Source organism: uncultured Bacteroides sp. (assembly GCF_910585845.1).
In the GTDB taxonomy this organism is placed as follows: domain Bacteria; phylum Bacteroidota; class Bacteroidia; order Bacteroidales; family Bacteroidaceae; genus Bacteroides.
In genome coordinates this window covers 86,816-104,547 of sequence record NZ_CAJUHF010000007.1, presented here as the reverse complement: position 1 = coordinate 104,547, position 17,732 = coordinate 86,816, and the positions used below count along the sequence as shown (strand labels likewise).

Here is a 17,732-nt window from a genome sequence, read left to right as displayed (position 1 = left end):
ACCGTCCGATTGGACAGATAAAATATTCACTAATTTAATTCAACCAACAGGTATACATGACTTTATCTACGATTCAAAAGGTCGATTGAGTACTATGTTTTATTATAATTATACATATAATTATACTTGGGGTGATGGAACTATCACGGAAATTTGGGAATATAACAATGGGAGAGATCAGAAAACTACGACTTTTTCTATAAACAGAAATAACAATCTAATTAGAAGTTTACATGAACAGAACCACAACGCCACATTCTCCTATAATTCCTCCAATCAATTAATAGAACTAAAGGATGTACATTCAACCCGCCGTACTTTTACTTGGGGAAAAGATCGGATTGTAAAAGTTGTAGAAAACTATAAAGATAATCACGATATCACAATCGAATATACTTATAGCGGAAAGAGTTGTAAAGGATATTTTCCACTCTACGATATTTTTATTAGAAATGGTGTCAGTGGAGAAGGTATCATCTATGCACACCCCGAATTAATTGGTTTACGCTGCACACAGTTACCCGATCAAAGGATACATCGTTCCGGTAACCACGAATCCACAGTTAAATACACTTATACATTTGACAAAGACGGATATATAGAAAGTTTCACTATAATTAATGAAGATGAGGGGTACTCAGATGTTTCCACTTTCACATGGGAATAAATCCCCAAAAGTGAAAGTGGATGTACCCCCCGTTTCATCCTAAATCAAAAAAAGAACACCTAAACCCCAATAGCGCCCTCCTTGTGTAACAAAATAAGCCTATTTATTTTGCAAAACAGGGAGGACGTATTATCTTTGTACCCATATTAGCATAACACAAACTTATATCTTGCGAAAGTTCCCTTGTACGCTGCGAAAGTTGAGCTTACGAACTTGATCCTACATTTTACGAACGTTTTCAGAAAGGAGAAAAAACAATGACGACAAACTTCTATTTCACACATCCCATCGCGGCTTCGTTCGACCAGCGAATACATGCATTGGAAGAAAAGCTGCACGGCAAAGGCTACGGATTGTACTGGTATATCCGCGAAAAGCTGTCCTACTTCCCCCAAAAGTGTTGCCGACTGGAAAACTTGAAGCCTTTTGCAACCAGGTATTACACCTACAGACTGATGAAACAAGTGGTGCTGGAATCCGGCCTGTTCGAGATTGAAAAAGGATACATCATCCCCCTGAAACTGGTATGCGAAGGAGGGACAATCGACGAAGAAGCGACCTGCGGAAACACTCCCGCCAAGCCGCAGAGAGGAAACAAAACAAACCGGAAGAACAGCAAAACCAAAGCAAAAAACAACTTTGATTTTATCATTTCTGATGATAGTTCTGAAGCAAAAAACAGCAAAACCGAAGCAAAAAACAGCAGAAAACGAACAAAAAACAGCGAAAATCCATCCGTTTCCGACGAAAATCCGCTGAAAAATGACGAGAATTCAGTGAAAAACGATGAAAATCCATCAAAAAACAGCGGAAAACAAGCAGAAAATGGCAAAAAACGAACGAAAAATGACGAAAAACAAGCGTTTTTTGACGGAAAACAAGCGAAAAACAGTGGAAAACAAGTAAGAGAAACGTCACAAAAACAGCCTGAACATACTGATAAACAAGTGTTTGATTGCAATTTCCTTGAAACAAGCAACACAAACACGCCCATATATATAAAAAAAGAAAAAGAGAAAGAAAGAAAAAATATTTCTTCTACAGAAAAAGAAGAAGAAGAAAAAGAAGAAAATGCCGTGAACGACCGGAACGTCCCGTCCGCCACCTCCTGCCGCCACGAGCTGCAGCCGGGAGGACGCCGCATATACAACGGCCGCCCCATCCTCGACAACTCCCCTCCACGGCCTGACGACCACTCCCTGTGGAACGCCCGCTTGCAACACAAGTAGCCGGAGTACGGATAAAAAGCCGCCGCATTTGCGTCCGTATCCCCTGGGGTTTGCCGGAACGTTGCCCCGCATTTGTCCGGAAAACCCCACGGGAATCGGACACAAAGCCCGGGACAATCCGACAATTTGGAAGAATGATAAAACGAATAAAAAGTGCACCATCACCCAATATGCCGGATGAACCAAAAATAAGCCTGTTTATTTTTGCAGCGCAGGGAAGGCGCATTATCTTTGTACCCACATTGGCATAACGCATGCCCCAAAAAACATCGATAAGAAACAAAACCAAAAGCAAAATACATCATGAGAAACTTTTTCAGCAAACTGATACGTGCCCTGCTTTTTATCGCGTTCTTTTGTGCCTGTGGCATCAGTTACGGCATATACACAAGAACACTGGTCAAGTGGTGGATTCCCGCCGGAATAGCCCTATGCACGGCTGCCCTGACCGTCTTCTGTTACCGTAAATGGGCTTGGATGACAACTACGGACAACAAGGCAGCCAACCTCCTGTGCCACTTTGTGTGTGCCGGCATCATCGGCTACACCCTGTTTCTTTCGGGAAACCTCCTGCTCGCCGACCCTGCCTCCACGTACCAAGAAGAAGTGGTCATCGTGAACAAATACCAGGAAAAACACAAAAAGACACGACGGGTAGGAAGACATCGTTACATACCCGATGGCGAACGAATAGAGTATTACATCACGATAGCCTTCGACAACGGCAGCACGAAAAAACAAAGCGTCACCCTGCGCACCTACAACAAGACCCGAATAGGGCAGCATAAAGTACTGACCATGCAACGCGGGAAATTCGGCTACCCCGTGTTCAAGCCTTGAGTAAACTACGGGTAACTTCATAAGCCAACACTATTGGCTTTAACTCCTAACGAAGTGATAACTCCTGTAAATGAAGAAGCCGTGTCAGAATCAACCACCGATGTTTCTTTATTCGGATATTTGTTGTACTTTTGTTGTCTGTAAACCAGCTATCAGATTCCAAGAAAGAATACGACTATGCGCTATAAACTTTCGGCACCTGCCAATTTACACACCACGATCCAGCTCCCGGCATCCAAAAGCATCAGCAACCGGGCATTAATACTACACGCACTGGCACAGGGAAGCATTACGCCTGCCAACCTGAGCGACTGCGACGACACCCGTGTCATGGTCAAAGCCTTGGACGGAGCACCCGAACACATCGACATCCTCGCCGCAGGCACCGCAATGCGTTTCCTCACCGCCTACCTGAGCGCCACGCCCGGCACACGCATCATCACGGGTACCGAACGGATGCAACAACGCCCCATACGGATTCTTGTGGACGCCCTGCGTGAACTGGGTGCGAAGATAGAGTATGCCGGCAAGGAGGGTTTCCCCCCGCTGCGCATCACGGGCACCGAACTGGCAGGAAAGGAAATCACCCTGGCAGGAAACGTCAGTTCGCAATACATCTCCGCCCTGCTGATGATAGGTCCCGTACTGAAGAACGGACTGAATCTAAGACTGACGGGGACAATCATCTCGCGCCCCTACATCAACCTGACCCTGCAACTGATGACAGAGTTCGGTGCAACCGCCGCATGGAGCGCCGAAGATTGCATCACCGTGCATCCGGGAGCCTATAAAGACATCCCCTTCACCGTGGAAAGCGATTGGAGCGCCGCATCCTACTGGTATCAGATGGTCGCCCTGAGCCAGGGCACCGCCGCCAACGGAAAAGCCAACGGGAAAGACAACACAGTGCAGACCGTGGAACTGACAGGTCTCTTTGCGCACAGCTATCAGGGCGACAGCCGGGGAGCCGAGTTATTCGGCAAACTGGGCGTACGGACAACGTACACCGACCGTGGAGTGGCATTATCCAAATGCGGCACCCCCGTCACGCGCATGGAAGAAGACCTGGTCGACATACCCGACCTGGCACAAACGTTTGTAACCACGTGCTGCCTGATGGATATCCCTTTCCGCTTCACCGGACTGCAAAGCCTGAAAATCAAGGAGACCGACCGGATTCAGGCACTTATCACCGAGCTACGCAAATTGGGCTACGTGGTGAAGTCGGAAGAGGACAGCATACTGCTGTGGGACGGCGAGCGTTGCCAACCGGATGCCAGTCCTGTGATAGCGACCTACGAAGACCACCGGATGGCAATGGCCTTTGCACCTGCCGCCCTGCAGATGGCGGACTTGCAGATTGCCGACCCGCAAGTGGTGTCCAAGTCTTATCCGGGATACTGGAAGGATTTGCAGCAGGCGGGATTTGAGATTGAGACCATTGAATAAACAATAAACACCGAGAAAAGATATGTGGATACTGGTTATCAGCCTGATTGTGCTTGCCTGCATTGCCCTCTTGGCCGGATACATCCGCAACCGCCGCTTGCAGAAGAAGATAGAACGCGGCGAACTGGATGCCATGCCCGAGGTGAAGGAGGTGGATGCGGAATGTTGCGGACAACATGAAACATGCGAGCGGGATAGCCTGTTGGCCGCCGTCAGCAAGCAAATAGAGTATTACGACGACGAAGAACTGGACAAATACATCGGCACCGCCCCCGAAGAGTATACCCCGGAGCAGGAGGATGAATTCAGGGACGTATTCTATACGATGCAGGATACCGATGTGGCCGGATGGGTGAGAAGCCTGCAACTGCGCGGCATTGCACTGCCAAACAATATCAAGGATGAAGTGTTCCTTATCATAGGAGAACGGAGAACGCATTGACAATTGACAATTGACAATTGTTTCTTATCATATAGAGAACGAGTTGACGGTTGGTCATCGGTAATTGACAATTATTCTTTATTCATACTTTATTAATAGGAGACGGAGAATAGATTGAATTTCAGGGTTTCATTAGAGGCTTTATAATTGAATCAAGATGGAGATACTGCAATATACATTTTTTCAACATGCCCTCGCAGGCAGTCTGCTGGCAAGCATCGTCTGCGGAATTATCGGTACATACATTGTAACAAGGCGCCTGGTGTTCATCAGCGGAGGACTGACCCATGCCTCTTTCGGCGGCATCGGGTTGGGACTTTATGCGGGCATCTCGCCGATTCTGGCAGCGGGTGTCTTCGCCGTGCTTTCCGCCTTCGGAGTGGAGTGGCTGAGTAAGCGCAAGGACATGCGCGAAGATTCCGCCATTGCCGTCTTCTGGACGCTGGGCATGGCGCTGGGCATCATGTTCTCCTTCCTTTCGCCCGGCTTTGCTCCCGACCTTTCGGCCTACCTGTTCGGCAATGTGCTGACCATCACGATGGGCGACATCGCCCTGTTAGGAGGGCTTGCCGTGCTGCTCGCACTCTTCTTTACGCTCTATCTTCACCCGATTATCTACGTCGCCTTCGACAGGGAGTTCGCCCGTTCGCAGGGCATTCCGGTGCAACGGTTCGAGTATGTGCTGATGATGTTCATCGCACTGACCATCGTCGCCTGCCTGCGCATGGTGGGCATTGTGCTGGTCATCTCATTGCTCACCATCCCTCAGATGACAGCAAACCTCTTCGCACACCGCTTCCACCAGATTATCTGGTTGTCCATCGGCATCGGCTATCTCAGTTGCCTGGGCGGACTGCTGATCTCCTATTACCTCAATGTCCCCTCCGGAGCCGCCATCATATTCTTTTCCATCATAATTTATGTGATATGCAAGTTGGGAAAGAGTTTTCATCTATCTTTACAGCGAAAAATGCAGAATACATAAAAAACATTGGCATAGTTTGAAACGTAAAGCAACCTACCCCATCGGCATCCTGTTACTCCTGATGCTCGTTACCGGATGTTCCACCCGCAAGAACACCGCCGGTACCCGTTTCTATCATGCCCTGACCACCCGCTATAACGTCTACTTCAACGGCCACGAAGCCTACAAGGCAGGTCTCGCGGCGCAACAGCAAGGGAACAAGGATAATTACATGGAGCTGCTTCCCCTCTATCCCATAGGCAACCCGACGACCGCCGGCATCGGCGCCTCCGACTTCGACCGCGCCATCGAGAAGGCACAAAAGGCCATCCGGCAGCATTCCATCAAGCGCCGTCCCGCACGCCGCCCCGGACGGACCTACACGGATGAATACAAGAAATGGCTGGCACGCCGCGAGTTCAATCCTTTCCTGCACCGCGCATGGATGCTGATGGGTAAGGCGCAATATCAGAAAGGGGAGTTTCAGGAAGCCGCATCGACATTCTCCTACATTGCCCGCCTCTACAGCGGACAAGTCACCATCACTTCCGAAGCACTCATCTGGCTGGCACGCTGCTACTCCGCACTGGGCTGGCAGTATGATGCGGAAGATGCCCTGAACCGGGCAAACAACGACAGCCTCCCCTTGTCGCTCGCCGCTCCGTATGCCTCGGCTGCGGGAAACTTCCTGCTGGCCGGCAAGCGGTACAGGGAGGCGGTGCCGCATCTGGAGAAGACGGCAAGGAACGAAAAGGACAAAAGGCAGAAAGCGCGCTGTTACTACCTCCTCGGACAGACCTACCAGCTATTGCAACAACCGGGACAGGCTTTCCAGGCTTACGGCAAAGTCATCCGCCTCAACCCGCCCTATGAGTTGGCTCTCAGTGCCCGTATACGGCAAACGGAGGTCATGCCTGCCGGAAACGGGCGCTCCATCACCGGAAAGTTGTTGCGCCTCAGCCGCGACGAAAGGAATGAGGAGTTCCTGGACCAGATATACTATGCACTGGGCAATGTCTATCTGGCTCAGAAAGATACCTTGCAGGCCATCGCCGCCTACCGGAAGGGCACGGAAATGAGCAAGCGGAACGGTGTGGAGAAGGGGCTGCTGCAACTCACCTTAGGAAACCTGTACTGGCAGCAGACGCGCTATGCCGAAGCGCAGAAGGCATATACCGAAGCCATCGGACTGATGGACAAGGTGCATCCGGAGTATGAAACCGCCAACGACCGCTCGAAGATATTGGATGAACTGGTGCCGCACGTCACTGCCATACAGTTGCAAGACAGTTTGCAGCATCTTGCCGGAATGACGGAGGAAGAGCGGATGGCGGTCGTCGAGGGAATCATCGCGCAGGTCATTGCCCAAGAGGAGAAGGAACGCAAAGCCGCCCAAGAAGCCGAACGGGAAGAGAGGCGTATGCAGATGTTGGAGACGGCAAACGACCAGTCCGTCGTTTCGTCCGCCACGACCCGGCCGGGGCAAAGCAACGCTCACCAAACCCTACAGCCCGCCTTGGGAGGAAAGCAAGCCTGGTACTTCTACAACCCGCAACTGGTGGAACAGGGCAAAGCGGAATTCCAACGTCTATGGGGACGACGGAAACTGGAAGACAACTGGAGGCGGCGAAACAAGACGGTCGTCGCACTGGACGATTTTGAAGAGATAGACTACAACGAACAGGAACAGACCGCACCGGCAGACTCTGTCCGGCATGGAGAAGAAGCAGGAGCCCGTCCCTCCTCTCCCACAGAAAGCGGGAAGGGGAAAACGGAAAACGGCGGCAAGGAGGCGACCGGCACCGACAGCCCCGACAAGGATACGCATCGTCCCGAATATTATCTGGCACAAATCCCGTTGACAGAAGAGGCTATGCAGGCTTCCAACGCACAGTTGTCGGAAGCCTTATACGGCGCCGGCATAGTATTCAAAGACCAGATGCAGGACTTCCGGAAGGCGGAAGCGGCGTTTGAACGGTTGGTACAGCAGTTCCCGACATTCGGGCAGCTGGATGAGGTTTACTATCAACTCTTCCTGACCGAATCGGCAATAGCGCATTATGCCGGCAGCGACCGCGTTTCCGGCAGTCACAACAGTACCGACAGCCTCCTCTCTGCGCAGCAGGTTGCGGAGAGGGCACTGCAAAAGGCGGCAACGTGCAAGTCGGAACTCATCGCCCGCTTCCCCGACAGCCGTTATGCCAAGACCCTTGCCGACCCGGACTTTGCGGAGAATGCCGTACACGGCAAACATCGGGAAGATTCGCTCTATGCGCATGCTTACCGTTCGTTTGTGGAGGGGGACACCACCACTGTACGCGCTGCCGCCCACCGCTCCGCCGAGGTCTATCCGTTAGGGCAGCATCGTCCGAAGTTCATGTTCCTCGATGCCGTCACGCGGCTACAGGCAGGAGAAACCGGACAGTTCCTCTCGACCCTCAAACAGCTTGTGCAGCAATATCCGCAAAACGAGATTACCGACCTTGCCGCCCATATTCTGAAAGGGGTGCAGGAGGGACGTTTGCTGGCTCGAGACAGCCATACATTCGGCTCCATCTGGCAGAGGCGGAACAGTGCACTCTCCGATGTCGGCAGTTTGTCCGGCGACAGCCTGGAGCATGCCGGCACGCTTCCTCCCGACAGTGCGTTCAGTGCCGAACGCGAGGTGCCCTTCCTCTTCATCCTTGCCTACGAAGAGGGAAAGGTGAACGAGAACATGCTTCTGTTTGAAGTGGCACGCTACAACTTCGCCACCTTCTTGGTGAAGAACTTCGACCTTGCCTTTGCCCACGAACGGGGTATCGGCATGCTGCACGTGAAGCCGTTCAGCAACTACGACGAAGCCTTGCAATATTTCCGCAGGCTCTATGCCGCCCCCGAAATGGCCGAACGGCTGAGCGGCATGCGTGCCCTGCTCATCTCGGAAGCCAACTACGAACAACTCATCAAGCTATACAGCTTCGACGACTATGATACCTTCTACCGCACGCATTTCTCTTCTATCCCTGAGCCTGAACTGAAAGGGTACACACTGGATGAACCCCTGCTGAACCTGCCCACCGAAGAAGAGAAACGCCGGAAAGAAGAAAATCGGCCTGCAGAAGAGGAGGAGCCGGAAAATAGCGTTATCTTTGAGGAGTGAAATAGCGAGAGAGTCGCGAGTAACTTAATAACTTGTAGCTCAAAACTCGTAATTTGTAACTATACATAACATGAAGAAAGATAAATTACTCTGGGTGGATGATGAAATCAGCATGCTGAGGCCTCACATCCTGTTTCTCGAAAACAAAGGTTACGAAGTGGACACCGTGACCAACGGACAAGACGCGATAGACCGCTGCCATGCCTCTTCCTACGACCTTATCTTTCTGGATGAGAATATGCCCGGCCTAAGCGGACTACAAACGTTGGCGCTGATCAAGGAGATACGTCCTACCGTGCCCGTTGTCATGATTACCAAGAGCGAGGAAGAAAACATCATGGACATGGCCATCGGGCAGAAAATAGCCGACTACCTGATCAAGCCCGTCAACCCCAACCAGATATTGCTGTCGCTAAAGAAGAACCTGCACCGCAGAGACATCGTCAGCGAAGCCGCACAGACCGGTTACCAACAGAATTTCAACAAGATAGGCATGCAAATCAATGATTCGCTGACTGCCGCTGACTGGATGGAACTATACCGGCGGCTTGTCTACTGGGAACTGGAACTGGAAGCTACGGACAGCCCCATGAACGAGATGCTTGCCATGCAGAAGGCCGAAGCGAACGCCGCCTTTGCCAAATTCATCAAGAAGCATTACGTAGGCTGGATATCCGGCAAAGAGGCTGACAGCCGCCCGCTCATGAGCCCGGATATCTTCAAGCGCGTCCTCTTCCCCTTGCTGGACAAAGGGGAGAAGGTGTTCTTCATCGTACTCGACAACTTCCGGTACGACCAATGGCGCGTCCTCGCCAACGAATTGTCGGGCCTGTTCAACCTCGACGAACAACTCTACTTCAGCATCCTGCCCACTGCCACGCAGTATGCACGAAACACCATCTTCTCCGGTCTGATGCCCGACCAGATCGCACACCTTTTCCCCGACCTATGGGTAGATGAAGACGACGAAGAGAGCAAGAACGTGAACGAAGCCCCGCTGATACGCACCATCATCGAGCGTTTCCGGCGCAACGATACCTTCTCTTACCACAAGATAAACGATGCCGCAGGTGCCGAACGCCTGTTGTCGCAACTGCCTTCGCTGATGCAGAACAGCCTCAACGTCGCCGTGTTCAACTTCATAGACATGTTGAGCCACAGCCGCACGGAAAGCAAGATGATACGCGAACTTGCCTCCACCGAAGCGGCTTATCGCAGCATCACCCTCTCGTGGTTCAAGCACTCACCGCTGAAAGAGCTGCTGAAAGCCCTCGCCAACAGCCGGCAACACGTCGTCATCACGACGGACCACGGTAGCATCCGCGTGAATAATCCGGTCAAGGTGCAGAGCAACGGCAAGGAAATCAACGCCAACCTGCGCTACAAGCTATCACGCAACATGACCTACAATTCCAAACAGGTGTTCGAGATAGCCCGCCCCGCAGATGCCCATCTGCCTTCACCCAACGTAAGCACGCGCTACATCTTCGCCACCGGACGGGACTTCTTCGCCTATCCGAACAATTATAACCACTATACCGGCTACTACACGGATACCTTCCAGCATGGGGGCATCTCGATGGAGGAGATGATTATCCCGCTCATCACACTGAACAGTTGAGAAGGCGAAGTACCGCTGACAAGCAGATATAAACTTAAATAAAACGATAAACAATGGAAATTAAAATTCAATCTTTAGACCAAATTCACGACGCCGCCCGCGAGTTCATCGCGGCGATGGGCGACAACACTGTTTTTGCCTTCTACGGAAAGATGGGAGCAGGCAAGACGACTTTCGTCAAGGCTCTTTGCCGCGAACTGGGGGTTGAGGATGTAGTCACCTCTCCTACCTTCGCCGTCATCAACGAATATCGTTCGGAGATAGCCGGCGAACTGATTTACCACTTCGACTTCTATCGCATCAAGAAGCTGGAGGAAGTGTATGACATGGGGTATGAAGACTACTTCTATAGCGGAGCGCTTTGCTTCATCGAATGGCCGGAACTGATAGAAGAACTGCTGCCGGGCAACACGGTATGCGTCACCATCGAAGAGCAGGAAGACGGTTCGCGCAAACTGACCATGAAAAGCCAAGAGTAAGATATGGCAAGCCAATACCTCATTCAAGGCATTTTTGCGGCAGCCGGCATCGTTTCGTTGCTGGCTGCCCTGTTCAACTGGGAGTGGTTCTTCACTGCCAACAACACACAGTTTGCCGTCCGTAGTGTGGGACGGCAACGCGCAAGGCTGTTTTATGGCGTGCTGGGGATTATCCTGATCGGCATGGCGGTGTTCTTCTTTCTGAATACACCGCCTGTATAAACCGATCAAGAATGCCTCCCGCTCATTGCCAGCCTCCGCCAAGCGCTTTATAAAGCCGTACCAGCGTTATCTGCTTGTCCCTTATCGCATTACTCAACCCTATCTGGGCGTCGAAGTATCCACGCTGGGCGTCCAGTACATCCAGGTATCCGATCACTCCATTGATATATTGCAACTGCGCCAGTTCTACATTCGTCCGCGCCGACTGCTCCAATTGCAGGCGCGACTCGTAGATTTCCTTCACCTTGTTGAAGTCAACAATAGCATTGCGCGCATCCTTGAAGGCAGTCAGCACCGACTTCTCGTAGGCATGACATTCGGCTTCGTATGCCGCCTTCTTCGCCTTCAGCATGGAGCGGTTCTTCCCCATGGCAAACAGGGGAGTCAGCAGTGAACCGCTCAAGAAGTGGTAAGGGGACTTCAGGAAATCAGCGAACTCAGCGCTCTCCAGTCCATAGTGGGCAGTCAGACTCAAGCGGGGAAACATGTTAGTATAGGCAATTCCCACAGACGCATTGGCAGCAATCAGTTTCTGCTCCGCCTGACGCACATCCGGTCGGCGCTCCAGTAAGATGGAGGGAAGTCCTACCGGAAGACTCTCCGGCAGTTCCGGCTCCTTCGGCAACACGGCACGTGCTATCTTCCGGGGATATTCACCAGCCAAGAAGGCGATGTCGTTCTCCTTGATGGATATCTTCCGTTCCAGGTCGGGCACCAGTGTCGCCGTACGTGCTAACTCCACTTGCGCCTGCTGGTAGGAAGTCTCCGATGTCAGTCCACCCTCGAAACGGATTTTAGCCAAGCGGACACCCTCCTTACGTGCGGCAAGCGTCTGACGCACAATAGCCAGTTCGTTATCCAAAGCCACCAACTCGAAGTAGGCTTGTGCCACTTCTGCCACCAAACTCATCTTTAAGGCGCGTTGTGCTTCGATCGACCCCAGAAACTCTGCCGTACTCTTATCTTTCGCCCAACGCAGATTTCCCCAAAGATCTACTTCCCATGAGACAACTGCTTTGGCTTCATAGCCTCTATCCGAAGAGTAATTGTCACCGCCATAGTTCTCCGCCTCCTTATCGGCATACACCTTGCCACTGACTTGCGGAAAGAGATTGGCTAAATCAATGCGTTTCATCGCTGCCAGTTCCTTTACACGGGCAGCGGCAATCTGCATGTCCTTGTTGTATTCGAGCGTACGTTCAATAAGCGCCTGAAGGGTAGTGTCCGTATAGATATCCCACCACCGACGGTCGGCAATGGAAAGGGTATCCTGCTCCGTAGCATCAAGTTGCTGGGGAAGGTTCAGTTCCGGACGGGCGTAGTGCTTGCCCAACTGGCAAGAAGTAAGTGCTACTGCCAATACCAGCACATAATATATCATATATCTCCGTTTCATAACTTATCGTTTAAATCGTTTGGTAACTTGTTTGATATTCGCACTTTTGGCTTTCGCCTTCGCCTTATAGATCAGCACAAAGAAGAAGGGAACCAGCAGGATGCCTACCGTCACCGCCAGAATCATTCCGAAAAACACACCTGTACCGATCGCCTGACGGCTTGCAGCTCCCGGTCCGCTGGCAATCACCATCGGCAACATGCCGAGAATAAACGCCAACGACGTCATCAGGATAGGACGGAAGCGCAGCTGAGAGGCACGTAAAGCCGCCTTCACCACATTCGCCCCGCCATCTACCTGCTCTTTGGCGAACTCTACAATCAGGATGGCATTCTTTGCAGCCAGACCGACCAGCATGACCAGTCCGATCTGAAAATAGACGTCATTCTCCAGTCCACCCAACCATACTCCCAAATAGGCACCCAATGCGGCAACCGGCAACGAAAGCAATACGGCGACAGGGATTGACCAACTCTCGTAGAGTGCAGCCAGGAAAAGGAAGACAAACAGGAAGACCAAAGCAAGGATCAATGCCGTCTTGCCGCCTGCCAACTTCTCCTGATAGGAGAGCCCGCTCCATTCCACTCCGATATTGTCCGGCAAATGTTCACGCGCCACTCTCTCGATGACCTCCATTGCCTGCCCGGAACTATAACCCTCGGCGGCTCCGCCACGAATCACCGTACTGTTGAACATGTTGAAGCGCTTGATGCTGCCGGGACCGGTGGTGTACGACGTTGTTCCGAGGGATGTCAAAGGAATCATCACATTGCCCGTCCCGCGCACGAAAAAGAGATTGATGTTCTCCTTATGCTCCCGATAAGGCGCCTCCGCTTGAATGTATACGCGATAGATGCGGTTGAACATATTGAAGTCGTTCACATAGACCGAACCGGTATAAGCCTTCATCGTGGAGAAGACATCCGCCAAAGGTACACCCGCCAGCTTCACTTTATCCCGGTCCACATCAAAATAGAGCTGTGGTATGTCCGCCTGCAGGGAAGAGGAAAGCCCGGAGAGTTCCTTGCATTGGGACGCGTAATACATCAAAGTATCGGTTGCCTGCACCAGATTGTCGAATGTGGCGTCTCCGCGTGCTTCAAGCTGCATCTCGAAACCTCCCGAACTGCCCAGTCCCGGAATGACCGGTGGCGTAGACAGATAGACCTTACACTCAGGATACTCTTGCAGGTCTTTCTTCACCTGAGCCATGACTTTGTCAACGGTCTGCCCGTCTCTTGCTTCCCAAGGTTTCATGATAACGGTCAGTTCGCTACGTGCCTGACTGCTGCCTACACGCGGGCTGCTACCTACTACGCTTTGCACATATTCCACTGTCGGGTTTTGCATCAGATACTCTACGGCACGTTCCGTAACGGTACGCGTGCGTTCCAGTGTCGCCCCCTCAGGCAGTTCCAGTTCCACTTTGAAATATCCCTGATCTTCTACCGGCAGGAAGCTGGTCGGTATTAACCGATTCAGCAGGAAGATTCCAACCAATACGATTCCGAACGCTCCCATCACCCGCCGAGGATTACCAATCACATGTGATATTTGACGGACATATTTACGGTTGCCCGTATTCAGTGCATAGTTGATGTAACGGAACACCTTGTTCTTCCGCTTACGGGACTCCGGCTTCAATATCAACGAGCACATCACCGGACTAAGTGTCAATGCAACGACCGTAGAAAGCAATACGGAAACCACAATCGTCACCGTGAACTGGCGGTAAAGCTGTCCCGTGATGCCTCCTAAAAAGCTAACCGGAACGAATACTGCCGCCAGTACCAACGACGTAGCTACAATGGCACCTGTCAGTCCTTCCATCGCTTTCTTCGTGGCATCGTAGGGCGAAAGTTTCTCTTCGTACATGATACGCTCCACATTCTCCACCACCACAATGGCGTCATCCACCACAATACCGATGGCAAGCACCAGTCCGAGCAGCGTAAGCATATTGAGCGAAAAACCGAATATCAGCATGAAGCCGAATGTACCAATCAGCGAGATGGGCACTGCCACAATCGGAATCAATGTGGCACGCCAGTTCTGCAACGACAGGTACACGACGATAATCACCAGCACCAAAGCTTCGAACAACGTCTTATAGACCTCATGGATAGACTCTGAGATGTAAGTGGTCATATCGAAAGGTATCTCGTAACTCAGTCCGTCAGGAAAGTTGGCACTGATCTCTTCCATCGCCTTCTTGACGTTCTCCGCCACTTCCATCGCATTGGCACCCGGCAGCATATAGATGCCCAACACCGCCGCATTTCCACCGTTGATGCCGCTTTCCGTATTGTAAGAAGAGGCCTCAAGAGAGACACGCGCCACATCGCGCAGACGGATGATAGAGCCATCCGCATTGGCACGTATCACGATTTCTTCAAATTGCGCAACTGTAGAAAGACGTCCCTGTGTGGTAATGGGAATGGTGATATCCAACCCCTTCACCGGTTGCTGCCCCAAAACACCGGCGGCAGATTCACGGTTCTGGTCTTTGAGTGCATTCTGCAAGTCCGCCACAGTCAGCCCGAAGTTAGCCAGCTTGTCCGGTTGCACCCAGATCTGCATGGCATAGTAACGGCTACCGATATTCGACACACGACCTACACCGGGAATACGGCGAAGCAAATCGAGCACATTCAGCGTAGCAAAGTTGCTCAGATAGATTTCATCGAACTTCGGGTCGGAAGACATGAGACAGATGGTCATCAACTGACTGGCTGCCTGCTTCTCTACGGAAATACCGTTTTGCACGACTTCTGCCGGAAGACGGGATTCCGCCAGCTTCAGACGGTTTTGTATCTCTACCGCCGCCAAATCCGGATCGGCGGAGATGTCAAACGTCACCGTTGCCGAAAAACCACCGGAATTGGAACTGTTGGACTCCATATAGAGCATGCCCGGCGTGCCGTTCAGCTCCTGTTCGATAGGCGTGGCAACGGCCTGCGATACCGTCAGCGCACTCGCGCCCGGATAGGATGCACTGATCTTCACTACCGGAGGGGTAATCTGGGGATATTGGTCAATGGGAAGCATGGTCAGTCCGATGATGCCCACAATGACAATCAGTATCGAGATGACAGCCGAGAATACCGGTCTGTCTATAAAGAAATTCACTTTCATAGATATGTTGCTTGATGGTTATTACGAATATTCATTATAAAAACTATCAGTTTGTGCCCTATTCTTTTTTTAGGTTATCTCAGTAGTATACTTATGATACCCTAAAAGACGTAATTAGGTACCCTCTATACATGGGATGAACCAGCACATTCATAATCTGACAGTTACATAATTATTTCTCTTTTTTTATAGAAAAGTAAGAACGATTTATTCATTTCCTTCCTTTTCATCCCCTTTTTCCTCTTTGTTCAGCAGTGCATTGTTGACCTTGACTTTAATGCCCGGACTTAGTTTATGATATCCTTCCACCACAATGGTTTCATTCGGAATCAAACCTCTTTCCACCACCACCTGGTTCTGAAACTCCGGTCCCAACTCTATGAAACGCCTCTCTACAGTGGAATCGCGGCGCATGACAAATACGTATGCCCCCCCTTTCTCTATAATCACCGATTTCAAGGGAACAACCGTTGCCTGCTCACGTACATCCAACAGCAACTTTACTTTCGTGAACTGTCCCGGCAACAATACATGTTTCGGATTGGGCATCTCGGCACGGACAGAAAACGTTCCGGTGCTGGGATCAACCTGCGGCTCGGCAAAATCAACAACCCCTTTGTACGGATAAACCGTATTGTCGGCAAGTGTAATAGAAATGTTCGGTTGCCAGGAACGGGTGGAATCTTTTTGCCCCAGATTTACATTGCGTTCTTTGGTCTTCAGGTAATCCAATGCCGTCATACTAAAGTCAACCAATACAGTGTCGCTCTTCACGATAGCTGCCAGCAGCGACTTGGCTCCCGGCCCTACCAGCGTACCCAAATCAGCATAACGCTCGCTGATATGCCCTGACAACGGAGAGCGGACAATGGTATATCCCAATTCAAGTTCCGCCTGATCAAGATCGGCTTGGCTCATAGCCACACTGGCTTGGGCAGTTTCGTATGCAGCTATCGCGTTATCCAAATCCAATTGACTGGCAGCATTCTGTTCATAAAGCGGTCGGATACGTTCCAAATCACGCTGTGCCTTGCGAGCCTGAGCTTCGTCCTTCTTCAACTGTGCACGTGCTTTATCCGCCTTGGCTGCATATTGGTCACGATTGATCACAAACAGCACCTGGTTCTTTGTCACATAAGTACCCTCTTCGAAAAGCATATTTTCCAAATACCCCTCCACACGTGCGCGTACCTCCACAAATTGCTGGGCACGGATACGCCCTACATACTCACCATAAATCTCTACATCATCCCGCATCACCGGCTCCACAGCCACTACCGGCACGTTCGATATCGGCTCAGAACGATGGGTGACACCCCAATAAATCCCTACCAACAACACGATACCCAGTATGGCAATCACACTCTGTTTCTTCGTTATCCTAACTTCTCTCTGTTTAAAAAACGATCTCATAAGCACTCTGTTTATGTTAATGTTAAAAACCCTATATAGAAAAACACAACCGACGTGCCAAAGTTCACCAATTATCTTCCATTATTTCACGAATAACCTATGAGAACCGATAATAGGGAAGAATATAACAACTGTTATAAAAATGAAATACGGCTGAAAAAGAATGAAGTACGACTGGGTGGGAACAGGAGAACTATTGAACAAGAATGGTATAACCAATGAACGATCGACTGATACTCATTCCACAAAAAGCCTTATATAAAGTGTAGATTCCACTCCACAACTGTGGAATAATTCCACAAAAAAGTCCGAACACAACGTCCGGACCTCTTTTTTTACTTAACAGAAAACTATTTATTCATCATCACCCAATGACTCTGCATATTCCAGTTCTCCTTGAACAATGAACAGAATCTCTTCCGGATCATAATCATCTATCCCATCCTTATGGGCTTCCTCCACGATGAAATCCACCACCTTTCCCAAGTCAATTTCAACGCATCCGTCCTCATCCGGAGCTACATCAAGAATACCACTCTCCGAATAAAACTCGTCAATCAGATCGAGGAAATAATAAAATTCATCATCAGAGAATTTTCCTTTCAATTCCTGAGGCAAATAACTCTTGATATATTCGATAGTCTTTTCTGCATCGAGATCATCTTTTAAGAAATCATCTTCCATTCCCATAACAGTTATTTTTTAAGGGTGAATACCTTATTTATATATACTA

At 50.6% G+C, this 17,732-nt stretch carries 14 protein-coding genes; 10 read left to right on the top strand and 4 right to left on the bottom strand.

Annotation, left to right across the window (positions count from 1 at the left end):
- The 10 genes from QZ323_RS03830 to QZ323_RS03785 form a co-directional block, all read left to right on the top strand.
- A partial coding sequence (locus QZ323_RS03830) for a hypothetical protein (protein ID WP_294632949.1) occupies positions 1–667 on the top strand: 667 nt, incomplete at its 5' end.
- A 257-nt stretch (positions 668–924) separates the two neighbouring features.
- Positions 925–1,896, top strand: coding sequence for a hypothetical protein (locus QZ323_RS03825; RefSeq protein WP_294632947.1), 972 nt, complete (start codon positions 925–927; stop codon positions 1,894–1,896).
- 303 nt (positions 1,897–2,199) lie between these two features.
- Positions 2,200–2,736 carry a hypothetical protein gene (locus QZ323_RS03820; RefSeq protein WP_294632945.1) on the top strand — a complete coding sequence of 179 codons (537 nt, stop codon included), beginning with the start codon at positions 2,200–2,202 and terminating at the stop codon, positions 2,734–2,736.
- A gap of 177 nt (positions 2,737–2,913) precedes the next feature.
- Positions 2,914–4,185 carry a 3-phosphoshikimate 1-carboxyvinyltransferase gene (locus QZ323_RS03815; RefSeq protein ID WP_294632944.1) on the top strand — a complete coding sequence of 424 codons (1,272 nt, stop codon included), beginning with the start codon at positions 2,914–2,916 and terminating at the stop codon, positions 4,183–4,185.
- 22 nt (positions 4,186–4,207) lie between these two features.
- Positions 4,208–4,627: a phospholipase gene (locus QZ323_RS03810; RefSeq protein ID WP_294632942.1), complete on the top strand. Its 420-nt coding sequence runs from the start codon at positions 4,208–4,210 to the stop codon at positions 4,625–4,627.
- 157 nt (positions 4,628–4,784) lie between these two features.
- Positions 4,785–5,612, top strand: a complete 828-nt coding sequence (locus QZ323_RS03805; protein WP_294632940.1) for a metal ABC transporter permease — start codon at positions 4,785–4,787, stop codon at positions 5,610–5,612.
- A gap of 61 nt (positions 5,613–5,673) precedes the next feature.
- Positions 5,674–8,733 carry a tetratricopeptide repeat protein gene (locus QZ323_RS03800; protein WP_294632953.1) on the top strand — a complete coding sequence of 1,020 codons (3,060 nt, stop codon included), beginning with the start codon at positions 5,674–5,676 and terminating at the stop codon, positions 8,731–8,733.
- Between the two features lie 70 nt (positions 8,734–8,803).
- Complete coding sequence (locus tag QZ323_RS03795; RefSeq protein WP_294632938.1) at positions 8,804–10,354, top strand: bifunctional response regulator/alkaline phosphatase family protein; 1,551 nt, start codon at positions 8,804–8,806, stop codon at positions 10,352–10,354.
- Positions 10,355–10,407: 53 nt separating this feature from the next.
- Positions 10,408–10,833, top strand: a complete 426-nt coding sequence (tsaE, locus tag QZ323_RS03790; RefSeq protein ID WP_294632936.1) for a tRNA (adenosine(37)-N6)-threonylcarbamoyltransferase complex ATPase subunit type 1 TsaE — start codon at positions 10,408–10,410, stop codon at positions 10,831–10,833.
- A 3-nt stretch (positions 10,834–10,836) separates the two neighbouring features.
- Entirely contained in the window at positions 10,837–11,055 is a 219-nt protein-coding gene (locus tag QZ323_RS03785) for an immunity 17 family protein (RefSeq protein WP_294632934.1), read from the top strand.
- 22 nt (positions 11,056–11,077) lie between these two features.
- On the opposite strand, the gene QZ323_RS03780 is transcribed toward QZ323_RS03785, so the two are convergent.
- The 4 genes from QZ323_RS03780 to QZ323_RS03765 all read right to left on the bottom strand — a co-directional run bounded on the left by QZ323_RS03780 (position 11,078) and on the right by QZ323_RS03765 (position 17,689).
- Entirely contained in the window at positions 11,078–12,451 is a 1,374-nt protein-coding gene (locus QZ323_RS03780; RefSeq protein WP_294632932.1) for an efflux transporter outer membrane subunit, read from the bottom strand.
- A 3-nt stretch (positions 12,452–12,454) separates the two neighbouring features.
- A complete protein-coding gene (locus QZ323_RS03775; RefSeq protein WP_294632930.1) occupies positions 12,455–15,586 on the bottom strand; it encodes a multidrug efflux RND transporter permease subunit in 3,132 nt (1,043 codons plus the stop codon).
- Between the two features lie 207 nt (positions 15,587–15,793).
- Positions 15,794–16,999, bottom strand: a complete 1,206-nt coding sequence (locus tag QZ323_RS03770) for an efflux RND transporter periplasmic adaptor subunit (protein ID WP_294632926.1) — start codon at positions 16,997–16,999, stop codon at positions 15,794–15,796.
- A gap of 354 nt (positions 17,000–17,353) precedes the next feature.
- On the bottom strand, positions 17,354–17,689 hold the full coding sequence (locus QZ323_RS03765) for a hypothetical protein (RefSeq protein WP_294632923.1): 336 nt from the start codon (positions 17,687–17,689) through the stop codon (positions 17,354–17,356).
- Positions 17,690–17,732: the final 43 nt, after the last annotated feature.